The organism is Moritella marina ATCC 15381 (genome assembly GCF_008931805.1).
GTDB classification, from domain to species: Bacteria; Pseudomonadota; Gammaproteobacteria; order Enterobacterales; family Moritellaceae; genus Moritella; species Moritella marina.
Window position 1 is genome coordinate 3,783,225 of the sequence record NZ_CP044399.1, and the last position, 20,731, is coordinate 3,803,955.

A 20,731-nucleotide genomic window follows, 5' to 3' on the forward strand; every position below is an offset into this window, starting at 1 on the left:
TAATTCATCTTGCCGCGAAACGTATTAATTAGATACCGTAGTTTTCACGATATGTTTTTACCGTCTCAAGATGTTGCTTCATCTCAGGCTTGTCTGCTAAGAAAGTAACAAGATCGCCTAAAGTAACGATTGATAATACGCTACAGCCATAATCCTGTTCAATTTCTTGGATTGCAGATAATTCGCCTTTGCCTTTTTCTTGGCGGTCTAGCGCGATTAATACACCAGAAAGTTCAGCGTTATGTGCTTGGATGATATCCATAGATTCACGGATTGCAGTACCTGCTGTGATCACGTCATCAACCAATACGATACGGCCTTCCAATGCAGAACCGACTAATGAACCACCTTCGCCGTGGTCTTTTTTCTCTTTGCGGTTAAAACAGTAAGGCGCATCAATATCATGATGATCGCAGAGCGCTACAACAGTAGTCGTCGCGATTGGGATACCTTTGTAGGCAGGACCAAATACCACATCGTATTCGATACCAGAATCAACTAAAGCGGCTGCATAGAAACGACCAAGACGTGATAAATCACGACCTGTGTTGAACAAACCGGCGTTGAAGAAATAAGGGCTAGTACGACCAGACTTTAGTGTGAATTCACCAAATTTAAGCACTTCTTTTTCTAAAGCAAACTCAATAAACTCGCGTTGGTAATCTTTCATCGTTTTCCCCTATTATGATTAATTAGATGTTGTTGGCTAAAAGCCACTTCACCTAAAAAGCCTAATAATATGGGGAATATTATTAGGCAATTAACCTTGTTAGCGCTTGGCGACTAACGATAAGCGCCGCTATTCTAACAAGCTTTACACTTTAATCAAGCTATCACCGAGTGCTTTCTTTTGCTCTACAATAATCTGTTCGATGCCGTCTTTCGCTAACGCCAGCATGGCTAACATTTCTTCGTGGCTAAACGGTTCGCCTTCAGCAGTGCCTTGGATCTCGATAAATTTGCCGGTATCCGTCATCACTACATTCATGTCTGTTTCAGCATCAGAATCTTCTGGATAATCTAAATCGCATACCGCTTCGCCTTTATAGATACCAACAGACACAGCGGCAATCATAAATTTGATCGGGCTAATCTTTAATTTACCTTTGCGGATCAAAAATTCAACCGCATCCGCCAAGGCCACACAAGCACCAGTAATAGCAGCTGTACGCGTGCCGCCGTCAGCTTGAATAACATCACAATCGATTACAACCGTATGCTCACCCAATGAACCAAGATCGATACAAGCACGCAATGAACGCGCAATCAGGCGTTGAATTTCCATAGTGCGTCCAGTTTGTCCACCACGTGCCGCTTCACGATTCATGCGCTTGTGCGTCGAGCGCGGTAGCATGCCGTATTCAGCCGTAACCCAACCTTGGCCTTTACCCTTTAAGAAACGTGGCACATTGTTTTCAACAGTCGCAGTACACAATACCTTAGTACCGCCAAATTCGACTAATACAGACCCTTCTGCATGCGCGGTAAAGTTACGGGTAATGGTGACAGGTCGAATTTGACCTAATGTTCTTTGACTTGGGCGCATTATTTTAACTCTTCATTGATGATAGGCCAATATTATATGAGCTAAGCTAAACTATCGCTATAGCAAGTTGTAATAACCTGCAGGTATAATTGGCTTAATTTACTTTAATTAACGGATTCAACATGATTCATAGTATGACGGCATATGCCCGTAAAGAGTTTAAAGGCGATTGGGGTACAGCAGTATGGGAGATCCGTTCGGTTAACCAACGTTACCTTGAAACGTACATCCGACTACCTGAGCAATTTCGCGGCTTAGAAGCTGTACTACGTGAACGTTTCCGTAAACAATTACAACGCGGTAAAGTAGAATGTAACCTGCGTTTTGAAGCAAATGCAGCTAACAGCGGTGAATTACAATTAAACGAAGCACTTGCTGAAAAATTAATTGAAAGCGCCAACTGGGTATCAAAAAAAGCCGGTAAAGCGAAACTGAATCCAGTAGATATCCTGCGCTGGCCTGGCGTAATGGAAGCGGCCGAAAAAGACATGGGCGAGTTATCAACCGACCTGTTAAGCTTTTTCAACGAAACGCTAGGTGAATTTTTAGAATCACGTGCATCTGAAGGTGAAAAACTACAAGCAATGCTAGAGCAACGTTTAACGGGCATCACTGAACAAGCTAATTTCGTTGAAGGTAAAATGCCTGAAATCATTAAATGGCAACGTGAACGTATTCAAAAGAAATTCAGCGATGCGAAAATCGAATTAGACGAAACTCGCGTAGAGCAAGAACTTATCTTAATGGCGCAGAAATTAGATGTAGCTGAAGAGATTGACCGTTTAAATGCCCACGTCACTGAAACACGTAGCATCTTAACGAAAGGTGGCGCTTGCGGTCGTCGCCTGGATTTCATGATGCAAGAGTTCAATCGTGAATCAAATACCCTAGGTTCAAAATCGATTAGTACAGATATTACTAAGTCGGCTGTAGAGCTTAAAGTGTTAATTGAGCAGATGCGTGAACAGTTACAAAACATAGAATAACACTCACTAAACATAAGTTGAATTAAAGGCGATGACTTTGTTATCGCCGATTTTACAGCGCCCGATCTAATTGAGTCTTTTCAATCACTCCATATGATCACGTCAAAATAGCCAAACAGCCATCCTGTTAAACGCTGAATATATAATCATATATAAAGCTGTATAAGCATACGTATTTTAAAATGCGATAAAATGCCCTACCATGCCCAACTATTTTTTAAGAAGTAAGGGTAGCAACCTTGTTACATAGTATCTATTTCGCAGTGAGAATGTTCATTGTTTCTGTTGTGGTGTTAACCGTTATTTTTCATTATATTTTCTCTGCAAGTACGCTTAAAGATGAGCAATCAAAGATACATCAAACCATGAACGAACTCTCTGATGCACTGCTAGAGCTCTCTAACATCATAGTGATAGCAAAGAATGAAAAACTCGCATCATCAACACCATTAAATCGAAGATCTTACATTTATATTAGCCATGCTGACACAGACGCGGCTGTTAAAGCTGAAAAAACAGAGCACCTTTCTCAATATAAAAAGGCGTTAGACGGTTTAGGTTTCATAACCACCTCATCTATTTCTGGTAACTTCATGATTAAAGACTGGCAAGCTCACAGTGTGTTATATCGACGGAAATTAGAACCTGAGCTGGTGAGTACTATTTTTGATCCCGTTCGTTGCCGTAAACTTAATATTTGCAAAACCAAAGTGCACAAATATCGCGTGAGTTACATGCATGAAGATGCATTATCTGGAAATCAATTATTCACTATATTTAAAGGCGTAAATGATCATATTGATATCGGATTTAATTTTCATTTAAATAATAACTCTTATTTTGATGATAAAACGATTGCAATCATGCCGCCGAATACTAAAAAGAACCAAAAAAGTTATGTCATCTCGGTTAAATATTCCGATTATCCCGATTCTTTATTATTTTATAGAAGTGAATATGCAGACATCGCTGATGGCATAATAGTGATCGTACAAATACCGTTTTTATACGTGCTTGATATACCGTTGAAGTTTTCATTTATACTCTCTTTTTTCATCGCAATTTCGATTTTTTATTTTCATTTCATTCAACGCATTACCAGTGAATCAGAACTGCATAAACAAAAATCGATGATAGACACACTCACAAAAGCTTATAACCGCCGTTATTTTGATTATTACAGCGAAGCAACTTCGTCTGGGGTATTGGCCGTTATCGATGGCAATAAAATAAAAGAAATCAATGACACCCTAGGTCACTCTGCTGGCGATAGTGCCATTAAATTGCTGGCGTCATCGGCTCAAGAAGCAATAAGAGACGAGGACTACTTAATCAGAAATGGTGGTGACGAATTTATTATTCTATTGAATGATTGCCCGACAATAGAAATAGCCACAGAAATCATCGAAAAAATACAGAATAAAATACTCCAAAAATCTAAATACAAGAAAGAATTTAGAGAGCATAAAATATCTTTCGCCTATGGTTTAACCTCGTATTCAGCAGGTGATCAATATGACGAAATTATAGAGATGGCTGATTTTTATATGTATGAGCATAAGAATAAATAAGCTGAGGCAAAGACTGATATGGGGGAGGTAGATCTGCGGGCTCAGTACTGATAAAAAACTATCACAAAATAATAAGTCTTCTGTCTACAGAGGGCTTATTTAATGCCATTCTCTCACTCTAGCTCCCCTATAAATAATTCCAACAGTGGTTTTGAATCACACTTTAAGCAAGCAATTAACTAATAACCCTTAATTTTTAAATGCTTATACAATACTTGTCATATACTTTTAGTATATTAAAAGATATTTTCAATAGCGATTTTTTAGAGGTGTTGCATGCATAATCCAATTAAAGTCCCAGGTCCTGATATTTCATACCCAGGTATCCTATCTTACATTTACATCGACGGTTCAAAGGTATTATCTGCGCACCCACTGTTCGCATTAAAGAGTGAAACCGATGATTGGTGGGCGTGTACGCCAGATCATAAAGACGCAATGTTGGTTGGTTATAAACTAAAACACAGTGACCATGAACTATACCAATGTATTGACCCTGCAGAGCTAAAAAAAATAGGCCTAGAATTAGACCCTCGCTTGCACAATCAACCAATTGATTTTATTAATGATTAACACCTTGTGATATAAGAACTGGCATTGCTAATTTTTAGACATAAAAGGCGATAACCTAAGTTATCGCCTTTTTTATTCATTAACTTTAATGACTTCGAGTAAGCAAAACCAGCATAAATCGTCCATACTAGCTCTACATTCCTGTTAAATTTGTAGGCTATTCTGTACTTCCAAAGTCTGCAAAGGAGGTATTATGGGTCATGCTTATGATTATACTAAACAAGCGTTTAGCAATCCTGCTGGCACTGAAGGCTTCGAATTTGTCGAATTCTCGTCTCCCGATCCCACACAACTGGCAGCCCTTTTCAAAACATTAGGTTTCCACGCCTTTGCTCAACATCAAACACGTCCGTTAACTTGGTTTAAACAAGGTGATATTCATTTTTTGGTGAGTACTGAAGGCCGTGGTTTCGCCTCAGAATTCTCCCAGCAACACGGTCCTTCCGCTTGTGCAATGGGCTTTAAAGTCAGTGACGCCGACAAAGCTTATCAATATGCTATTAGCCGTGAAGCCCAACCTTGTAAGCGTAAAATCCTCGAGTTCGGTGTACCAGCGATTTATGGCATTGGCGAGAGTCTGCTGTACTTGGTCGATGACGATGTCAGAAAACGCCTCTATCAGGAACAGTTTAAATTAACAGGCGAGAGCGAGCAGGCAACAACCTCCGCCGGACTGACTTACATCGATCACCTCACCCACAATGTACATAATGGCCACATGGATACTTGGTCAGAATTTTATGAACGGGTATTTAATTTTCGTGAAATTCGTTATTTCGATATCCAAGGCAAGATGACCGGATTACGTAGCCGCGCCATGACGAGCCCTTGCGGTAACCTGCGCATTCCTATTAATGAAAGCAGTGATGATAAATCCCAAATTGTAGAATTCTTGCAAGAATATCACGGTGAAGGCATTCAACACATCGCCTTAGGTACTGACGATATTTACCACACAGTTGCCACCTTAAAAGCCAACGGTATTAAATTCATGGATGTCCCCGATACCTATTACGACATGATTGCAGAACGCTTGCCTGAACATCACGAGGCGATTGACCAACTTAGAAAACACCGTATTTTGATTGATGGTCACATGGACGACGGTAAATTAGTGCTGTTATTACAAACCTTCACCAAGACGTTAATCGGGCCTATTTTCTTTGAAATAATCCAGCGTAAAGGTGACGAAGGTTTTGGCGAAGGTAATTTCCAAGCCTTGTTCGAATCCATTGAACGCGACCAAGTTGCGCGTGGCGTGATCATTGATAAAGATAACTAAAGGGGCGAGATATGATCCGTAGAATTGCGTTTCCATTACGAAAAGGCACTTATTCTCGGCAAGCGCACGTGGATCTCCCCGAACAAGGTATTTTCGAGCGTGAAGTCAGTCGAGAAGGTTTCTATGGACCAGCCACACATCTGCATCATAAGCACCCGCCAACAGGATGGTGTGCTTGGTCAGGTGAGCACAGACCAAGAGCCTATAATTTATTGAAGCTTCCCTACGCTCAAACTTCGCCTTGGGATGCGCCCCTGTTATTTCACAATGCGCATTGCCAGATCCGATTCTGGCAATGTAACGAAAACATGCAAACCTTGGTAAGAAATGCCGATGGCGATGATCTCATTTTTATCCATCAAGGCCACGGAGAGTTATTTTGCGATTACGGCCATTTGAGTGTTGTTCAGGGGGATTACGTATTAATTCCGCGTTCTTGTTTGTGGCGTTTAGAACCAGCTAAACCAATGACCTTAATGATGATCGAAGCAACCAATGATTATTATGGTTTGCCCGATAAAACCATCGTTGGTCAGCATGCCATATTTGATCAAGCGGTATTAGACACACCAGAAATTGACGCCGCTTATTTGCAGCAACAAGACGAAGAACCCTGGCAAGTCGTGCTCAAACGCTTTAATAAACTATCGGTCATCGACTACCCTTTCAACCCGCTTGATGTGGTGGGTTGGCATGGCGATGTTTCCGTGGTCAGGCTTAACTGGCAAGATATTCGCCCGTTAATGAGTCACCGTTTTCATCTGCCGCCCTCTGCGCATTCTACTTTTGTCACCAGTCGATTTGTGGTCTGTACTTTTGTACCACGGCCAATGGAAAGTGATCCCGGCGCATTGAAAGTGCCTTTTTATCACAGTAACGATGACTTTGATGAAGTGATTTTTTACCACCAAGGCGAGTTTTTTAGTCGCGACAATATTGAACCCGGAATGCTGACCTTTCACCCTTGTGGTTTTACCCATGGACCGCACCCTAAAGCCTATCGAGCAGGGCGTCAGTCACAACGTAAAGAAACCGATGAAGTAGCTGTAATGATTGATACCCGCGATGGTTTAGCCATAGGGTCAGGCATGGCAAATGTGGAATGGCCAGGTTATGTTGATAGCTGGAAAGAATAGTATAAAGCAGGAGGATAAAATACGATGAAATTAGCCACATTACGAGACGGCTCTAGAGATGGCAGCTTATACCTGGTTAGCAAAGACTTACAAACTGCATTGTGTGTATCCTCGATAGCGGCCAATTTACAATGGGCGTTAGAGCATTGGGCTACAGTCGAACCCCAGTTACAAAGCCATTACGTACAATTAAATAACGGTGATTCGACAGGTTCCATTGAGTTTAGAAACAGCCCTCTAGAATCGCCCTTACCCCGAGCATATCAATGGGCCGACGGCAGTGCTTACGTTAATCATGTCGAGCTAGTCCGCAAAGCCAGAGGCGCGGAAATGCCCGAGTCATTTTGGACTGAACCGTTAATGTATCAAGGCGGAAGTGACAGCTTTATAGGGCCAAAAGATGATATTCCATTACAAGATCCAGCTTGGGGTTTAGACTTTGAAGCCGAAGTCGCGGTGATCACCAACGATGTCCCTATGGGGATAAACGCAGACGCAGCCAGCGAGTATATTTTATTAATTACCTTGGTTAACGATGTATCCCTGCGTAATTTAATTCCCAGTGAATTAGCTAAAGGTTTTGGTTTTTTTCACAGCAAACCATCAACGGCATTCTCTCCTGTTGCCGTGACCCCCGATGAACTGGGTGGCACTTGGGATGGAGCAAAATTACACTTACCGTTATCAACCTATCTCAATGACACTTTATTTGGCTGTCCTGATGCCGGGATCGACATGACATTTAATTTCCCTGAATTGATTAGCCATGCGGCAAAAACACGATCTTTAATCGCTGGAACCATTATCGGTTCGGGCACAGTATCCAATTGCGATCGCACTGTCGGTTCATCCTGTCTAGCTGAAAAAAGAATGTTGGAAAAAATTGCCACAGGGGAAATCACGACCGCTTTTTTACAAGTTAACGACAAGGTAAAAATTGAAATGCGGGATAAGGCTGGAGATTCTATTTTTGGCGCGATTGAACAACGCGTGACACACATAAAACCATAAACAGCCAAGGGAATACCAGATGAAATTGTATAGCTATTTCCGCTCATCAGCTGCTTATCGGGTGCGGATAGTATTAAACTTAAAGCATATTAGCTATGACACAATACCTGTGCACTTGGTTCGTCATGGTGGTGAACAAAATTCGGCAGAATATCTTGATGTTAACCCACAAGGTTTAGTGCCAAGCCTTGATATCACACCCACGATTAATACTGGCGAGCGAGAACTAAAACCACAAATCATCACCCAATCAACGGCTATCATAGAATACTTAGAAGAGGCTTTCCCCCAGCCAGCTCTATTACCTATTAATCTCATTGAACGTGCTTATATCCGTACATTAATGCAAATCATTGCCTGCGACATACACCCAGTGAATAACTTACGGGTATTACATTATCTCGAGGAATGTTTCGACTGTGATAAAGCAGAAAAAATAACCTGGTATCACCATTGGTTAGCAACAGGGTTTGCAGCATTTGAAAGGCTATTGATCGAAAATGGAAGTACTCACTATTGCTGCCATAAGCAAGTAACGCTGGCAGATGTTTATTTAATACCGCAAGTTTATAACGCGCTACGATTTAACTTAGATATGAGCCCTTACCCTACTATCAATCGCATCTATCAGCACTGTATTCAAATACCCGCCTTCGTCGATGCTGCGCCAGAACAACAACCTGATGCTGACATATAACAAGATACAGAGTAATAATTTCGTTGCTAATATCCCCAATGTCAGTTAATTGAAGCTCAGTGCTTATAACAAAAAACAACATTATCTCCGTCACATATATGCCAAAGCATCGCTGTATATATAGATAAAAGAATAACAAGCCCGCGCTTTAGTTTCATTTGAAATAAGTGTGATTTATATTTGAAGTGGACCGATATTTATTATATTACTATTTACCGAGTAACCATTACCAGACGATAATCGCTTCGTAATAGGCAGCTAGTAAGACCAACAATATAGAGGTACGTTATGAAAGTAGTTGTGGAATTTATAGAAACAGGTCGATACAAAGATAGAGCTTGGGAACCTTCATTCCATAGTGGAAAAGGTAGTTTACGCTCCGTCTCACCATCTTGTGCAGTGCAATTAATTAACCAAGCAAAAGCCAAACTTCACATCAATGAAGATGGCTCAGCAGCGTTTGAAAATTAAATAAAATTCTACTACTTCAAAATACGCAAGGGGCTAAGCTGCATATACAGCTTAGCCCTTTTTGTTACGTTGCTATTTTCACACGGCAAGCTCGACGTAGATGACGCACTCGACGTTTCGCCGCTACATCACGTGGCTCAGCACTGCAAAGTGGACGACCGTCGATATTCAGACCGATATCTTTTAACAGATACGTATTGCCTAATGGCAGTTCACTACTCGTACGACGGCTTTTTGCTAGCCATACTCGTTCTTCACGACGGATATCAGCACGAACAAAAAACACAGCAAGGTTTAAATAAAGTGAATGACGCATAATAATTCTCCAGTATATAAGTTTAAAACTTAAAGTTGACTGGGAAAAATGGCGTGAATTATTTCGGCTATCTAGGGATATATATGAGGATTACCCTATCAGCTGCCATTTTTCGCAGCCGTTAAGGTTACGAATTAATTAGTAAATGTGGTGCCTGGTTTACGATCGGAACAGGCTATGAAGGCGTGATTAACGGCCATCATTGGGCTGGTATCATCGAGTGATACACAAACGAATTGAACAAGATTTAAATTTTTCATGTGTACCTCCAGTTAACTAATTAATCCAAAAAAATGTGAATAAAACGTGAGTGATATGTTAATTCACAGTAAGAAGTTTATGCGATATTGAATATTCTGCAACCGTAAATTACCACTAAAGAGTAAAACAAAATATTATGCTAACGATCTATTTCAGCAAGCAGCGCTGCCCTATTTCCAGCTAGTTAATCGCCAATCCATATTGTAAAACCAACTCAGCAATCGTCTTAGCCTGAAACTTTTTCATTAAACTCGATCTATGTACTTCCACAGTCCGGACAGCAATACATAATATATCGGCAATCTGTTGATTACGCTTACCTTGTACCAACAATAATAATATGTCCTGCTCACGCTCAGTAAGTGATTGATAAGATAATAACGCACTGAGTTGTTGGCTACGCGCAACTGATTTATCGGCTGCAAGCATAATCGCCTGCACTAACTTTTCCCCATCGACCGGCTTTTGAAAAAAATCTACCGCACCCGATTTAAACGCATCGACCGCCATAGATACATCGCCATGGCCAGTAAGAAAAATAATCGACAGTGGACTATTACATTGAGTCAGAATAGCTTGTACATCCTGCCCACGTAGTTCCGGCATCCGGCTGTCTAAAATCACACAGCCCGGCAGCATGATCTCGGCGTTATCTAAAAATGATGGGCCACCAGCATACGTAGTGACGTTAATATCATAACCATCAAGCATAAATGCCAACGAATCACGTACTGATTCATCATCATCAACAACATAGACTGGCACTGACAGTTCATATCCTGTTACTGGCTTTTGACTCATATTAATCATCCTCAATTATAACGATTATGGCAAGGGTAACTGTATGCTGACGCGACAACCAATGGGATCTGCGGCCACCAGCGAAAATTGACCATGATGTGCTTCAATCACGTCACGACAAATCGCTAATCCTAAGCCTAATCCCTCTTTTTTAGTGGTGAAAAAGGCATTCTGTAATTCTGCACTCGCCGCCGTTAAGCCAATGCCATTATCCGTCACAGTTAATATTAACCTGTCATCACTATAGTGACTCTCGATACTAATTTGATTATTGACCAGCACTGCCGGATCTCGCATCAAACACGCATCTGCCGCATTGTTTAATACATTTAATAATACTTGCTGCAAGCCAACAATATCAGCCTCTAGATCCACAACATTACCGACACAAGACTGGCTTACGGTAATATTCTTTTGCTGGAAATCATACTCTAGCAACTCTAAGGTATCAGTGAGTAATATTTGCACGTTACAGCGCGACTTCGCCACAGCACGTTTATTAATAAGCGTACGTAATCGCTGCACAATATCATCTGCTCGCTTCACTTGCTGTTGTATTTTTTCTAATGCAGGTGTGATTGCACTGGCATCCGCACCTTTATTTATGCGTAATAATCCGCCTTGACTGTAATTTAAGATTGCGGCCAGTGGTTGATTAATCTCGTGCGCGAGACTACTGCCCAACTCCCCCACAATCGCCACGCGTTGCGCATGTTCTAACATGGCATTTTTTTCTTTTAAACGATTTAAGGTGGCTGTTAATTTACGCTCACTGCGACTAAAACGGTATTCCAAAATTAAATGATAAACACTTAATAACAACACGAATAAAAATACTACCCAAGCCCATTGTTGATTCTTCTTGATCCAAACAGCAGCTTCCTGCCACCAAGGTCGTTGTAAAGGATGCATATCCAAGTCACGATATAATTGGTCGACAGACAATTGGCTGATGGGTGGTGTCCAACCTGTAGAATAAGCCGCAATACTGGCAGCATGATCACCGGGTAAAGCTAATAAGGCGCGGGTTATTTTTTTGGCTAACGTGGCTGAAATAGCACTGGTTTTGGCAATAGACCAGTTCGGATATAACTGCGTAGACAGCGCACAAGCAAAATTATCCGGGCTGATATCATCTAACACACGGAATACACCTTGTTGAATCAAGCCTTCTTCTAACATGCTTTCGAGTTGGCATACCGGTACTACGGCAGCATCCACATAGCCATCTCGTAACTGGTAAATAATGGCATCGACAGGAAAACCTAAAAACGATACGTCAGAGAAAAATGCGGTGGGATTAATCCCTAAATTTTGCACCGTCAGTTGCATCGTTAAGTAACCACCAAAGGCATTACTGGCAACGGCAGCTATCTTGTCACCACTGACATCTACTAAGTGTTGATAGTGCGAATCGGCGCGGACAATCAAAGCCGAGCCAATCACATGAGTACCGTCACCGAGTTTACTGTTTAACGTCGCTAACCAAGACAAAGGGTATTGCCGGCCTAAACGCACCGCTTGCCCAGGGTTGGTCACCACTACATCGACACTTTGTTGTTCTACTGCGATTTCCATTTCGACCAATGTAAAAGGGTGTAGTCTAAATTCACTATTGGGGATCTGACTTTGTAGCCATAATAAGGTCGGTTGCCAGCGCTGTTTAGCTTCAAAGACACCACGCGTTGCTAATACGCCCACATCAACGGTGGTAATGATTGGCTTGATAGCAGTCTTGGGATCAGTCGCGTTACTGGCGTGCACTTGCGTCATCATCAGCAAGGTAGCAATCACTACTTTTATTAATACGTTAGCCACGAAAAACCCTTGCTCATACAATGCATCATAAACTCACACCATCCATTACAAATAAGATAACCACCTCAGCATACCAAAATAGCCACAAAGCCAAAATATTTATTGTTTTAGATCAAGCCAACCTTGGGTATGTGGAAAACCACAATACAACATACCTCTTAATTTCCAGACAATGGCCTTAATCACTATTAACCACAAGGTGTTCTCATGGACTCAACTAAACGCCGCTTAATGACCCGCCTCGGTGCATTAACTGTAGGCGCAGCCATCATACCGGTGTCGACGGCAAACCCGCTCACCACAACCATTATTCGTAATAACGAAGCCCCCGATCGAAAAGGCCAGAGCGGTAAACGTTATGCCATGGTGGTTGATTTACGTAAATGCGTCGGTTGCCAAGCGTGTACAGTTGGTTGCAGCATTGAGAACCAAGCACCTATTGGCCAATTCCGTACCACAGTAAAACAATACGAAGTCACTTTAGATGACGGCAGCAGTGAATTACAAAATGTTAAATCATTTACCCTACCACGCTTATGCAATCACTGTGAAAACCCACCCTGTGTGAAAGTATGCCCAGTACAAGCAACCTTCCAACGTGACGACGGGATTGTCATGGTCGATAACGAGCGCTGCGTGGCTTGTGCTTATTGCGTGCAAGCTTGTCCTTACGATGCCCGCTTTATTAATGAAGAAACCCTCACGGCTGACAAATGTACCTTCTGTGCCCATCGCTTAGAAGAAGGTTTATTACCTGCCTGTGTAGAAACCTGTGTGGGTGGTGCGCGTATTATTGGTGATATTAAAGATCCTAACAGCCAAATTAGCCATTTAATGCGCGAACACCAAGCAGACATCAAGGTATTAAAACCGGAAGAAAACACCCAGCCACATGTGTTCTATATCGGCATGGATGACGCGTTCACCAGTAATGTTGACGGTAAAGTAGCCATCTACGACCCTGCAGGAGAAAACGCATGAACATCACTGAAATTTTAGTCCAACCACAAGCCATTGCTTGGCTCCCCTGGGCAGTACAATACTTTTTTTATATTGGTTCGGCGTATGCGGCAGCAATATTGTTTTTATTAAGTTATATATTCCGTGCTCATACCAGCCATTACTTACGCTCGGCATTAGTACTGACCATGTCGATTGGCGCCGTTGTTGGCCCACTGGCATTAACAGGTGACTTACACCAACCGGGTCGCGCTTTGAACTTTTATAGTCATATAACACCTTGGTCATGGATGTCATTGGGTTCGCTATTTTTACCGCTATTTTCAGCATTAACGATATTAACGGCTTGGTTATATTTACGTGATGATATTGCCAAACTCAAACACAGTGACAGTGCTATCGCCCAGAAGATTGCCTTGTTTAGTTTAGGTAATTGGCAGACCAGTAGTAAGCAAATGATCACAGCAACCGTGGTGACTTGCCTTGCAGGTTTAACGGTGGCGCTATACACAGGCGCAGAGATATACGTAGTACAAAATCGTCCTCTGTGGCATCAACCTGCCGCGCCATTATTGTGGTTTGTGACTGCATTCATCGGTGCCATTGGCTTTGCGTTATTACTGTTAGCGCTATTCCCTATTCCTGCCAAAGCGAATGTCTTTACCCAAAGCGACCAAGGATTAATAAAACGCGCCCTGTTAGTCAGCGCCATCTTAGCCGCAGTGTTACTGCCAATCTGGGCATCCAATAATGCCTCATTTTCGTTATATGAAAGCGAGGCATGGTTAGTTCGTTTGGGCAGCTTGGCGGTCAGTTTCTTGGCCTGTATGGGCATTGCATTGCTAGCCTCTAAAATTGCACGGTATAACCGTCCGCAATTATTAATCATGAGCGCGATCAGCTTGATCTGTTGTTGGTATCTACGTTGGGTCACCATCATGGATGTACAAACTATCGCTAAATTTGACCAAGGACCGTATCCGTATGAATTACCAATGGGATCTGCTGGGTTACTCGGTATTCTTGGTATGGCAGGTCTGTGGTTAGCCTTAGCGCTCGCCGCGTCAGAAATAGTGTCGATATCAGCTAAATCATTAACAAAGAAATCATCAATAAAACAAGCATTCAGCAAACCACAACAGGCACAGTAAGGGCTTAATTATGGATAACAAACGTCGTCAATTTCTTAAATCAGGTCTTGCTGTGGGTGGTGCTGGCGCTTTTGCAGCGGGTTATGCAACCACCACATCACATGCGGTACATGGCATTATCGATGGTACTGCCGGTAAAAAAACCAAACACCCGCATCATGGCAATTCATTAACACCAGAATATAGGGTGACTGAAAACGGTAAGCTGATCAATAACCCAGCGCAGCGTGTGGCACCGTCAATGTGTTTCGGCTGTTGGACCTTGTGTGGTTTACGTGTACGTGTAGATAACGCCAGTGACGAGATATTACGTATTTCTGGTAACCCGTATCACCCATTATCAAACGAACACCAAATTCCCTTTAATACCCCAGTCAAAGATGCGTATATCGCCATGGCGGGTGAAGCTGGATTAGACGGGCGATCAACCGCCTGCGCCCGTGGTAACGGCATGATGGAAATCCGTAAAAGTCCGTATCGGATCACTCAACCGTTAAAACGTGTTGGTAACCGCGGTGAAGGTAAGTGGATCCCGATCAGCTACGAACAACTGTTAGAAGAAGTGGTTGAAGGTGGCGATCTGTTTGGTGAAGGGCATGTTGACGGTTTACGGGTGATCCGCGATGTTAAAACCCCACTCGATCCGCTTAATCCTGAATACGGCCCGAAAGCCAACCAGTTATTAATGACCAATGCCGGTAATGAAGGCCGTGACGATCTGTTTAAACGTTTCGCGTTCAACAGTTATGGCACCCGTAACTTTGGCCATCACGGTTCTTATTGTGGTTATGGTTTCCGCGCTGGCTCTGGCGCCTTAATGAATGATCTAAAAAAATTCGCTCACGTTAAGCCAGACCTAGAGAACTGTGAATTTGCGTTATACATAGGTATGTCGCCAGCACAGGCGGGTAATCCCTTTAAACGCCAAGCACGTCAATTAGCCACCGCACGTACCAAAGGTAACTTTAGTTATACCGTGGTATCTCCAGCGCTACCGGCATCATCAAGCTTAGCAGCGGGTGACAATAACAACTGGTTGCCAATCAAGCCCGGCACTGATTCCGCTTTAGTACTTGGTATGATCCAATGGATATTAGCCAATGATAAGTTTAATACAGCCTTCTTAACACAACCAGGTCCGAATGCGATGAAAACCGCAGGCACTGCCCATTGGTGTAATGCCACGCACTTGGTAATAAGTGATAAGGATCATCCACGCTACGGCTATTTCCTACGCGCTTCAGAAGTAGATCTTGGCTTTACTGGCACGCCATTATCTGAATCGGATCCGTACGTGATCGTCGACGCACAAAGCGGTGATCTTTCAGTACACACACAAGATCAACCTGCGCGATTATTCATTGATCAAATCGTCACGACTAAACAAGGTGATGTACAAGTTAAATCATCACTACAACATTTAAAAGAATCGGCATTTGCCCACGATCTTGCGTTCTACAGTGCACAATGTGATATTCCAGTAGCGACGATCACCGCGCTAGCGAAACGCTTTACCAGTCATGGTACTAAAGCCGTTGTCGATAGTCATGGCGGCAACATGCACAGTAATGGTTTCTACAATGCCTATACGATCCTAATGCTCAACGCGCTGATTGGTAATATCAATCTGAAAGGCGGTGTCATGGCGAAATCAGGCGGTTATCCAACATCAGGGAAAGGCCCGCGTTACGATTTCACCAAGTTTAAAAATAAAGTAAAACCAAAAGGGATCTTTTTATCACGCAGTAAATTCCCGTACCAAAAAACCAGCAATATAAACGTCGTGTCGCCGCCGGTGAATCGCCATATCCAACACGATCACCTTGGTATCCGATCTCTGCGCCGTTATTAACAGAACATTTATCGGCTGCTGTAGATGGTTATCCGTATCGCGCCAAAGCCTGGATCAACCACATGGCCAATCCTATGTATGGTGTTCCTGGTTTAGCCAATTTGCTCGGCGAGAAATTAAAAGATCCAAAACAGCTACCACTGATCGTGTCTGTGGATGCTTTCATTAATGAAACCACGGCATTATCCGATTACATCGTTCCTGACACAGTGACTTATGAAAGTTGGGGCATGGTGACACCTTGGCATGGCGTGCCGACTAAAACAGTCACAGCACGCAGGCCGATTGTGAATGCCTTAACAGAAAAAACCGCTGACGGTCGCAGTATCAATTTAGAAAACTTCTTAATTGATATTGCCAAGAAAATACAGCTCGGTGGCTTTGGCGATAATGCCATTAGTGATAGCCAAGGTAATTGGCACGGTATTCACAATGCGGAAGATTTCTATCTACGCTCTGCAGCTAACTTAGCCTATGTCGCCAATGGTGTGCCTGCAGCAAGCAGTGAAGACATGGTGCTATCTGGCCTAGAACGTCTACTACCAGATATGCAGCGGGTATTAACACCAGAAGAACTCGGTAAAGTCGCCTTTATCTTTGCCCGTGGAGGTCGCTTTGAAGATGCCACCGAAGCCTATAAAGGCGACGAAATGAAACACAAATGGCAGAAGCCATTAGCGATCTGGAATGAAAAAGTCGGTACGTCACGTAATACCATTACTGGTGAGTATTATTCTGGCTGTCCTACTTGGCATCCACAAAAATTAGCCGATGGCACACCCTTAGCAGAAAAATACCCTGCAACGGAATGGCCGTTTACCTTAACCAACTTTAAATCCAATATACACAGTGCAGTATCGAACCTGTCACCGCGTTTAAATTCGATTAAAGGCGTTAACCCGGTTTATATCCATCCGACTGACGCGGCTAAAATTGGCTTAACAACTGGTGCTATGTTTACCATCACCACACCAACCAGTGCCACTAAAGCGATGGCGTTAATTGTTGATGGGGTAAAACAAGGCACACTTGGGTTTGAACATGGCTTTGGTCATAGAGAACTCGGTGAACGCGCCCATTGGATTGGCGATATACAACAACCAGTAAAAATGAAATCCAATGATGGCGTGAATATTAACGATATTGGTTTAATCGACCCAACCCGAGAAGGCAAAGGCGTATTGCTCGATTGGGTGGTTGGCGCGGCAGCAAGACAAGCACTGCCCGCAAAAATTAGTTTAGGCTAGTTAACTTATTAATTAAGTCAGAGCCCAGTCATTAATTAACAAGCCCACAGGTATAACAACACCAGTGGGCTTTTTTGATCACAAGGCTAATCCACATAGCAATACCCTACTAATATACCCCTTAATTTATGTGGATAACCACAATATCTTTCTCTTTCTCAAACAGCCAGACTATGCCCGTAATATGACCTTGCCTATAAGAATCCTACTTACGGCCAAAGCATTACTATAATTAGACCGCCCCTGCAATCATCGACTATCTGGAGACATACCATGCCCATAAAGAATATATTCCGCAGCATCATTGGACTAAGCGCTTTGCTGTTAGTGCAAGCGCCAGCATTTGCAGCAACGCCCCCCCCGGCGATGGTATGTGAAAGTTGTCATGGCACGGCAGGTTTAGGTACGCCAAATCTATCGCCAATGTTGGCAGGTATGGATAAAGATTATTTAGTAGAACAAATTAACCACTTTAAAAATGGCAATCGAAAAAATCCTTTAATGTCAGCAATGGCGATGACATTAGCTACGCCTGAAGCCGTGGAGCAAGTAGCGACATTTTTTGCATCCTTACCTGCACCAGTGATCAATGATATTGAAAAACGTGGTGATAACGTCATCATTACCGACCCCGCTAGAAAACTGGTTTACCAAGGTGATTGGTCCCGTAACATCCCCGCTTGTGCAACCTGTCATGGTCCGAGCGGTTTAGGCGTCGCCCATTTCCCGCGTCTAGCCAGTCAGCATGCTGATTATATCACTAGCCAATTAACCGCATGGCAAAGCAAGCAGCGCAGTGGCGATCACAACAACGTAATGGCTACCATAGCGCAGCAATTAACAGCCTCTGAAATCCAACATCTTGCGCAATACTTTGCGGCGATCAAATAAGGTCATCTAATGAAAACATTATCTCTTATCCTCGGCGCAGGTTTATTGCTCTCGACGTTTGCCAACGCTGAAGCCAATTTACCCGATCGCCAAACTGAATTGCCAGCCCATGCCAAAGCGGCAAGTAGCGAATACTTAGTACCACGTGATTTAGCCACTATCCCAGATAGCGAATTTGGTAATAAAGTAAAACTCGGTTATTCATTATTCGTTAACTCGCAACCAATGCGCGGTCAATACGTGGGTAATGAACAAAACTGTGCCAATTGCCACATGCAAGCGGGTATGAAAGCCAACTCAGCACCATTGTGGGGCGCATTCATGGCCTACCCTGCCTATCGTAAAAAGAACGACAAAGTAAATACTTACGCAGAACGTATCCAAGGTTGTTTTAAATATTCAATGAACGGCGTTGCACCTGCTGTTGATTCACCAGAACTCGTTGCCTTAACAGCTTATTCATATTGGTTAGCCATGGGTGGCTTGTTAGATAAATACGACATGCAGAGTACGCCAATCCCAGAGATGAGTGATACTGTCGTGCAACTTGGTGGTAAAGCGGATTCATTTGTATTACCTGAAAAGATTGCGGCAGCATTGCCAGTAGAGCAACGTAATAAGTTAGCTGGCCGAGGTTATCCTAAATTAGCTAAATCAGCAGAAACACCATCTATCGAACGTGGTGAAATAGTTTATAAGCAAACTTGTGCCAGCTGCCACGGTGCAGAAGGCCAAGGCTTGAAACAAGACGGCGTACAATCATTCCCGCCACTTTGGGGTAAAGACTCATTTAACTGGGGCGCTGGCATGCATCGCGTTAATACCGCCGCTTACTTTATCTATGAAAACATGCCGCTGGGTAAAAGCATCCAACTTAGCAATCAAGAAGCATGGGATGTCGCCGCATTTATGAATAGCCATGAACGTCCACAAGATCCACGCTTCACTGGTGACTTGAAAGCCAACCAAGAGCAATACCATAACCACCAAGGTTATTACGGCAAATCAGTAAACGGTAAAGTACTTGGCGAACATGCCTTTCCGGTTAAAGCGGTAGATTAGTCATCACGAAATAAATCCATCGTTAATTATCTAACCCAAGTCACTCGGCTTGGGTTTTTTCAATCTATAGCCCCCATCCCTATTTATTTTCCACACTTTGACAAATCATATCCCTTACCCACTTATGTCCGGGTTCATCATTATTACGCTCATGCCATAACAACACATACACCAATGACGAAAAATCGATTGGCAAAGGTAACTGTACCAAGTCATATAACTTCTGCGCATGGGATACGAAGCTCGAGGGTAATGTGAACACTAAATCACTGTGCGCACAGACACTCGCGGCACCGTAAAAATCCGGTAAAGTCGCACAAATATGGCGGTGCTGACCGGATTCAGCTAATTGATAATCCAATAACCACCAATCATTACCTTCACAGCGCACTTGCACATGCGACATACTTAAATAAGTGTCGACATCCCACACTCCAGCTTTAATACTCTCCAGCATAGGATGGTTACTGCGAACCAAACAGACTTGACTATCGGTCAGTAAACGTTGATGCGCTATGCCCTCAGGTAAATTATTCAAGCGAAAATCAGCCGTTGGGTGCAACTCCCTTGCGGTAATGCCAAAATCAATCTGTCCTTGCTGTAAGTCTAATAATGACTTTTCATTCCAGCCATAAATCTCTAGATTCAGTTTTGGCGCTTGCGATAAAATGGGGCCAATGTAATAAGGCAGTAACGTTTCATAGGCACTTTCCAACATCGCAAACGAAAACTGGCGATGACTTTTTTCAGGCATAAAACTCGGCGGTAAACTGATTTGATACAGGCCCTGCAATATCGTCGGTAATTGCAATTTTAACTGCAAAGCATGGGCGGTCGGTTTCAAACCATGGGCGGTACGTAAAAATAACGGATCACCTAAGGTATCGCGCAAACGATTAAGACTTTTACTTAACGCCGACTGACTCAAATGCAAACGGCTCGCGGCACGAGTAACACTTTCTTCTTCTAATAATATTTGTAATATCACCAACAAATTAAGATCTATTTTGGCAAGGTTGTCTAAATTCATAAGATATTCCTTAAAGGAAATTCAGTATTGAAATTATACCACTTCCATTCATACCATGCTTTACGTAAA

The 20,731-nt window shown here is 42.8% G+C and carries 21 protein-coding genes; 14 read left to right on the forward strand and 7 right to left on the reverse strand.

Going from position 1 to position 20,731, the window contains the following annotated elements; all coding sequences use genetic code 11:
- Positions 1 to 28: 28 nt before the first annotated feature.
- Complete coding sequence (pyrE, locus tag FR932_RS17005; protein ID WP_019441199.1) at positions 29 to 670, reverse strand: orotate phosphoribosyltransferase; 642 nt, start codon at positions 668 to 670, stop codon at positions 29 to 31.
- A gap of 144 nt (positions 671 to 814) precedes the next feature.
- Positions 815 to 1,546: a ribonuclease PH gene (gene rph, locus FR932_RS17010; RefSeq protein ID WP_019441200.1), complete on the reverse strand. Its 732-nt coding sequence runs from the start codon at positions 1,544 to 1,546 to the stop codon at positions 815 to 817.
- Between the two features lie 122 nt (positions 1,547 to 1,668).
- On the opposite strand from rph, the gene FR932_RS17015 reads away from it, so the two are divergent.
- The 8 genes from FR932_RS17015 to FR932_RS17050 all read left to right on the forward strand — a co-directional run bounded on the left by FR932_RS17015 (position 1,669) and on the right by FR932_RS17050 (position 9,273).
- Entirely contained in the window at positions 1,669 to 2,532 is an 864-nt protein-coding gene (locus FR932_RS17015) for a YicC/YloC family endoribonuclease (RefSeq protein ID WP_019441201.1), read from the forward strand.
- Positions 2,533 to 2,771: 239 nt separating this feature from the next.
- Positions 2,772 to 4,103 carry a GGDEF domain-containing protein gene (locus tag FR932_RS17020; RefSeq protein WP_019628919.1) on the forward strand — a complete coding sequence of 444 codons (1,332 nt, stop codon included), beginning with the start codon at positions 2,772 to 2,774 and terminating at the stop codon, positions 4,101 to 4,103.
- Positions 4,104 to 4,379: 276 nt separating this feature from the next.
- Positions 4,380 to 4,676, forward strand: coding sequence for a hypothetical protein (locus tag FR932_RS17025; RefSeq protein ID WP_019441203.1), 297 nt, complete (start codon positions 4,380 to 4,382; stop codon positions 4,674 to 4,676).
- Between the two features lie 193 nt (positions 4,677 to 4,869).
- Entirely contained in the window at positions 4,870 to 5,958 is a 1,089-nt protein-coding gene (hppD, locus tag FR932_RS17030) for a 4-hydroxyphenylpyruvate dioxygenase (protein WP_019441204.1), read from the forward strand.
- A gap of 11 nt (positions 5,959 to 5,969) precedes the next feature.
- Complete coding sequence (locus tag FR932_RS17035) at positions 5,970 to 7,094, forward strand: homogentisate 1,2-dioxygenase (RefSeq protein ID WP_019441205.1); 1,125 nt, start codon at positions 5,970 to 5,972, stop codon at positions 7,092 to 7,094.
- A 24-nt stretch (positions 7,095 to 7,118) separates the two neighbouring features.
- A complete protein-coding gene (locus tag FR932_RS17040) occupies positions 7,119 to 8,105 on the forward strand; it encodes a fumarylacetoacetate hydrolase family protein (RefSeq protein ID WP_019441206.1) in 987 nt (328 codons plus the stop codon).
- A gap of 19 nt (positions 8,106 to 8,124) precedes the next feature.
- The gene (gene maiA, locus FR932_RS17045; protein WP_019441207.1) at positions 8,125 to 8,802 is read left to right on the forward strand and encodes a maleylacetoacetate isomerase; all 678 of its coding nucleotides are present in this window, start codon (positions 8,125 to 8,127) and stop codon (positions 8,800 to 8,802) included.
- A 288-nt stretch (positions 8,803 to 9,090) separates the two neighbouring features.
- Positions 9,091 to 9,273 (forward strand): hypothetical protein, encoded by a 183-nt coding sequence (locus FR932_RS17050; protein ID WP_019441208.1) that lies wholly within the window; start codon positions 9,091 to 9,093, stop codon positions 9,271 to 9,273.
- A 64-nt stretch (positions 9,274 to 9,337) separates the two neighbouring features.
- Here the strand turns inward: FR932_RS17050 and FR932_RS17055 are convergent, their stop codons facing one another.
- The 4 genes from FR932_RS17055 to FR932_RS17065 form a co-directional block, all read right to left on the reverse strand.
- A complete protein-coding gene (locus FR932_RS17055) occupies positions 9,338 to 9,589 on the reverse strand; it encodes a hypothetical protein (RefSeq protein ID WP_019441209.1) in 252 nt (83 codons plus the stop codon).
- A gap of 134 nt (positions 9,590 to 9,723) precedes the next feature.
- Positions 9,724 to 9,849, reverse strand: coding sequence for a hypothetical protein (locus FR932_RS21820; protein ID WP_276269652.1), 126 nt, complete (start codon positions 9,847 to 9,849; stop codon positions 9,724 to 9,726).
- 181 nt (positions 9,850 to 10,030) lie between these two features.
- A complete protein-coding gene (locus FR932_RS17060; protein ID WP_019441210.1) occupies positions 10,031 to 10,651 on the reverse strand; it encodes a response regulator transcription factor in 621 nt (206 codons plus the stop codon).
- 24 nt (positions 10,652 to 10,675) lie between these two features.
- Positions 10,676 to 12,469: a sensor histidine kinase gene (locus FR932_RS17065; protein WP_019441211.1), complete on the reverse strand. Its 1,794-nt coding sequence runs from the start codon at positions 12,467 to 12,469 to the stop codon at positions 10,676 to 10,678.
- Between the two features lie 207 nt (positions 12,470 to 12,676).
- Between FR932_RS17065 and dsrO the strand changes: the two genes are divergently transcribed.
- From dsrO to FR932_RS17090, 6 genes are all read left to right on the forward strand, one after another.
- Positions 12,677 to 13,450, forward strand: a complete 774-nt coding sequence (dsrO, locus tag FR932_RS17070; RefSeq protein ID WP_019441212.1) for a sulfate reduction electron transfer complex DsrMKJOP subunit DsrO — start codon at positions 12,677 to 12,679, stop codon at positions 13,448 to 13,450.
- A complete protein-coding gene (gene nrfD / locus FR932_RS17075) occupies positions 13,447 to 14,580 on the forward strand; it encodes an NrfD/PsrC family molybdoenzyme membrane anchor subunit (RefSeq protein ID WP_019441213.1) in 1,134 nt (377 codons plus the stop codon). The genes dsrO and nrfD overlap by 4 nt, the downstream gene beginning before the upstream one ends.
- 10 nt (positions 14,581 to 14,590) lie before the next feature.
- Positions 14,591 to 16,432 carry a molybdopterin-dependent oxidoreductase gene (locus FR932_RS21825; protein ID WP_240532392.1) on the forward strand — a complete coding sequence of 614 codons (1,842 nt, stop codon included), beginning with the start codon at positions 14,591 to 14,593 and terminating at the stop codon, positions 16,430 to 16,432.
- A 62-nt stretch (positions 16,433 to 16,494) separates the two neighbouring features.
- Complete coding sequence (locus FR932_RS21755) at positions 16,495 to 17,679, forward strand: molybdopterin dinucleotide binding domain-containing protein (RefSeq protein ID WP_240532393.1); 1,185 nt, start codon at positions 16,495 to 16,497, stop codon at positions 17,677 to 17,679.
- A gap of 273 nt (positions 17,680 to 17,952) precedes the next feature.
- Entirely contained in the window at positions 17,953 to 18,570 is a 618-nt protein-coding gene (locus FR932_RS17085; RefSeq protein WP_019441214.1) for a c-type cytochrome, read from the forward strand.
- Positions 18,571 to 18,579: 9 nt separating this feature from the next.
- Positions 18,580 to 19,632, forward strand: coding sequence for a c-type cytochrome (locus FR932_RS17090; protein WP_019441215.1), 1,053 nt, complete (start codon positions 18,580 to 18,582; stop codon positions 19,630 to 19,632).
- A gap of 79 nt (positions 19,633 to 19,711) precedes the next feature.
- Here FR932_RS17090 and FR932_RS17095 read toward each other — a convergent pair whose 3' ends face one another.
- Positions 19,712 to 20,662 carry a LysR family transcriptional regulator gene (locus FR932_RS17095; RefSeq protein ID WP_019441216.1) on the reverse strand — a complete coding sequence of 317 codons (951 nt, stop codon included), beginning with the start codon at positions 20,660 to 20,662 and terminating at the stop codon, positions 19,712 to 19,714.
- Positions 20,663 to 20,731: the final 69 nt, after the last annotated feature.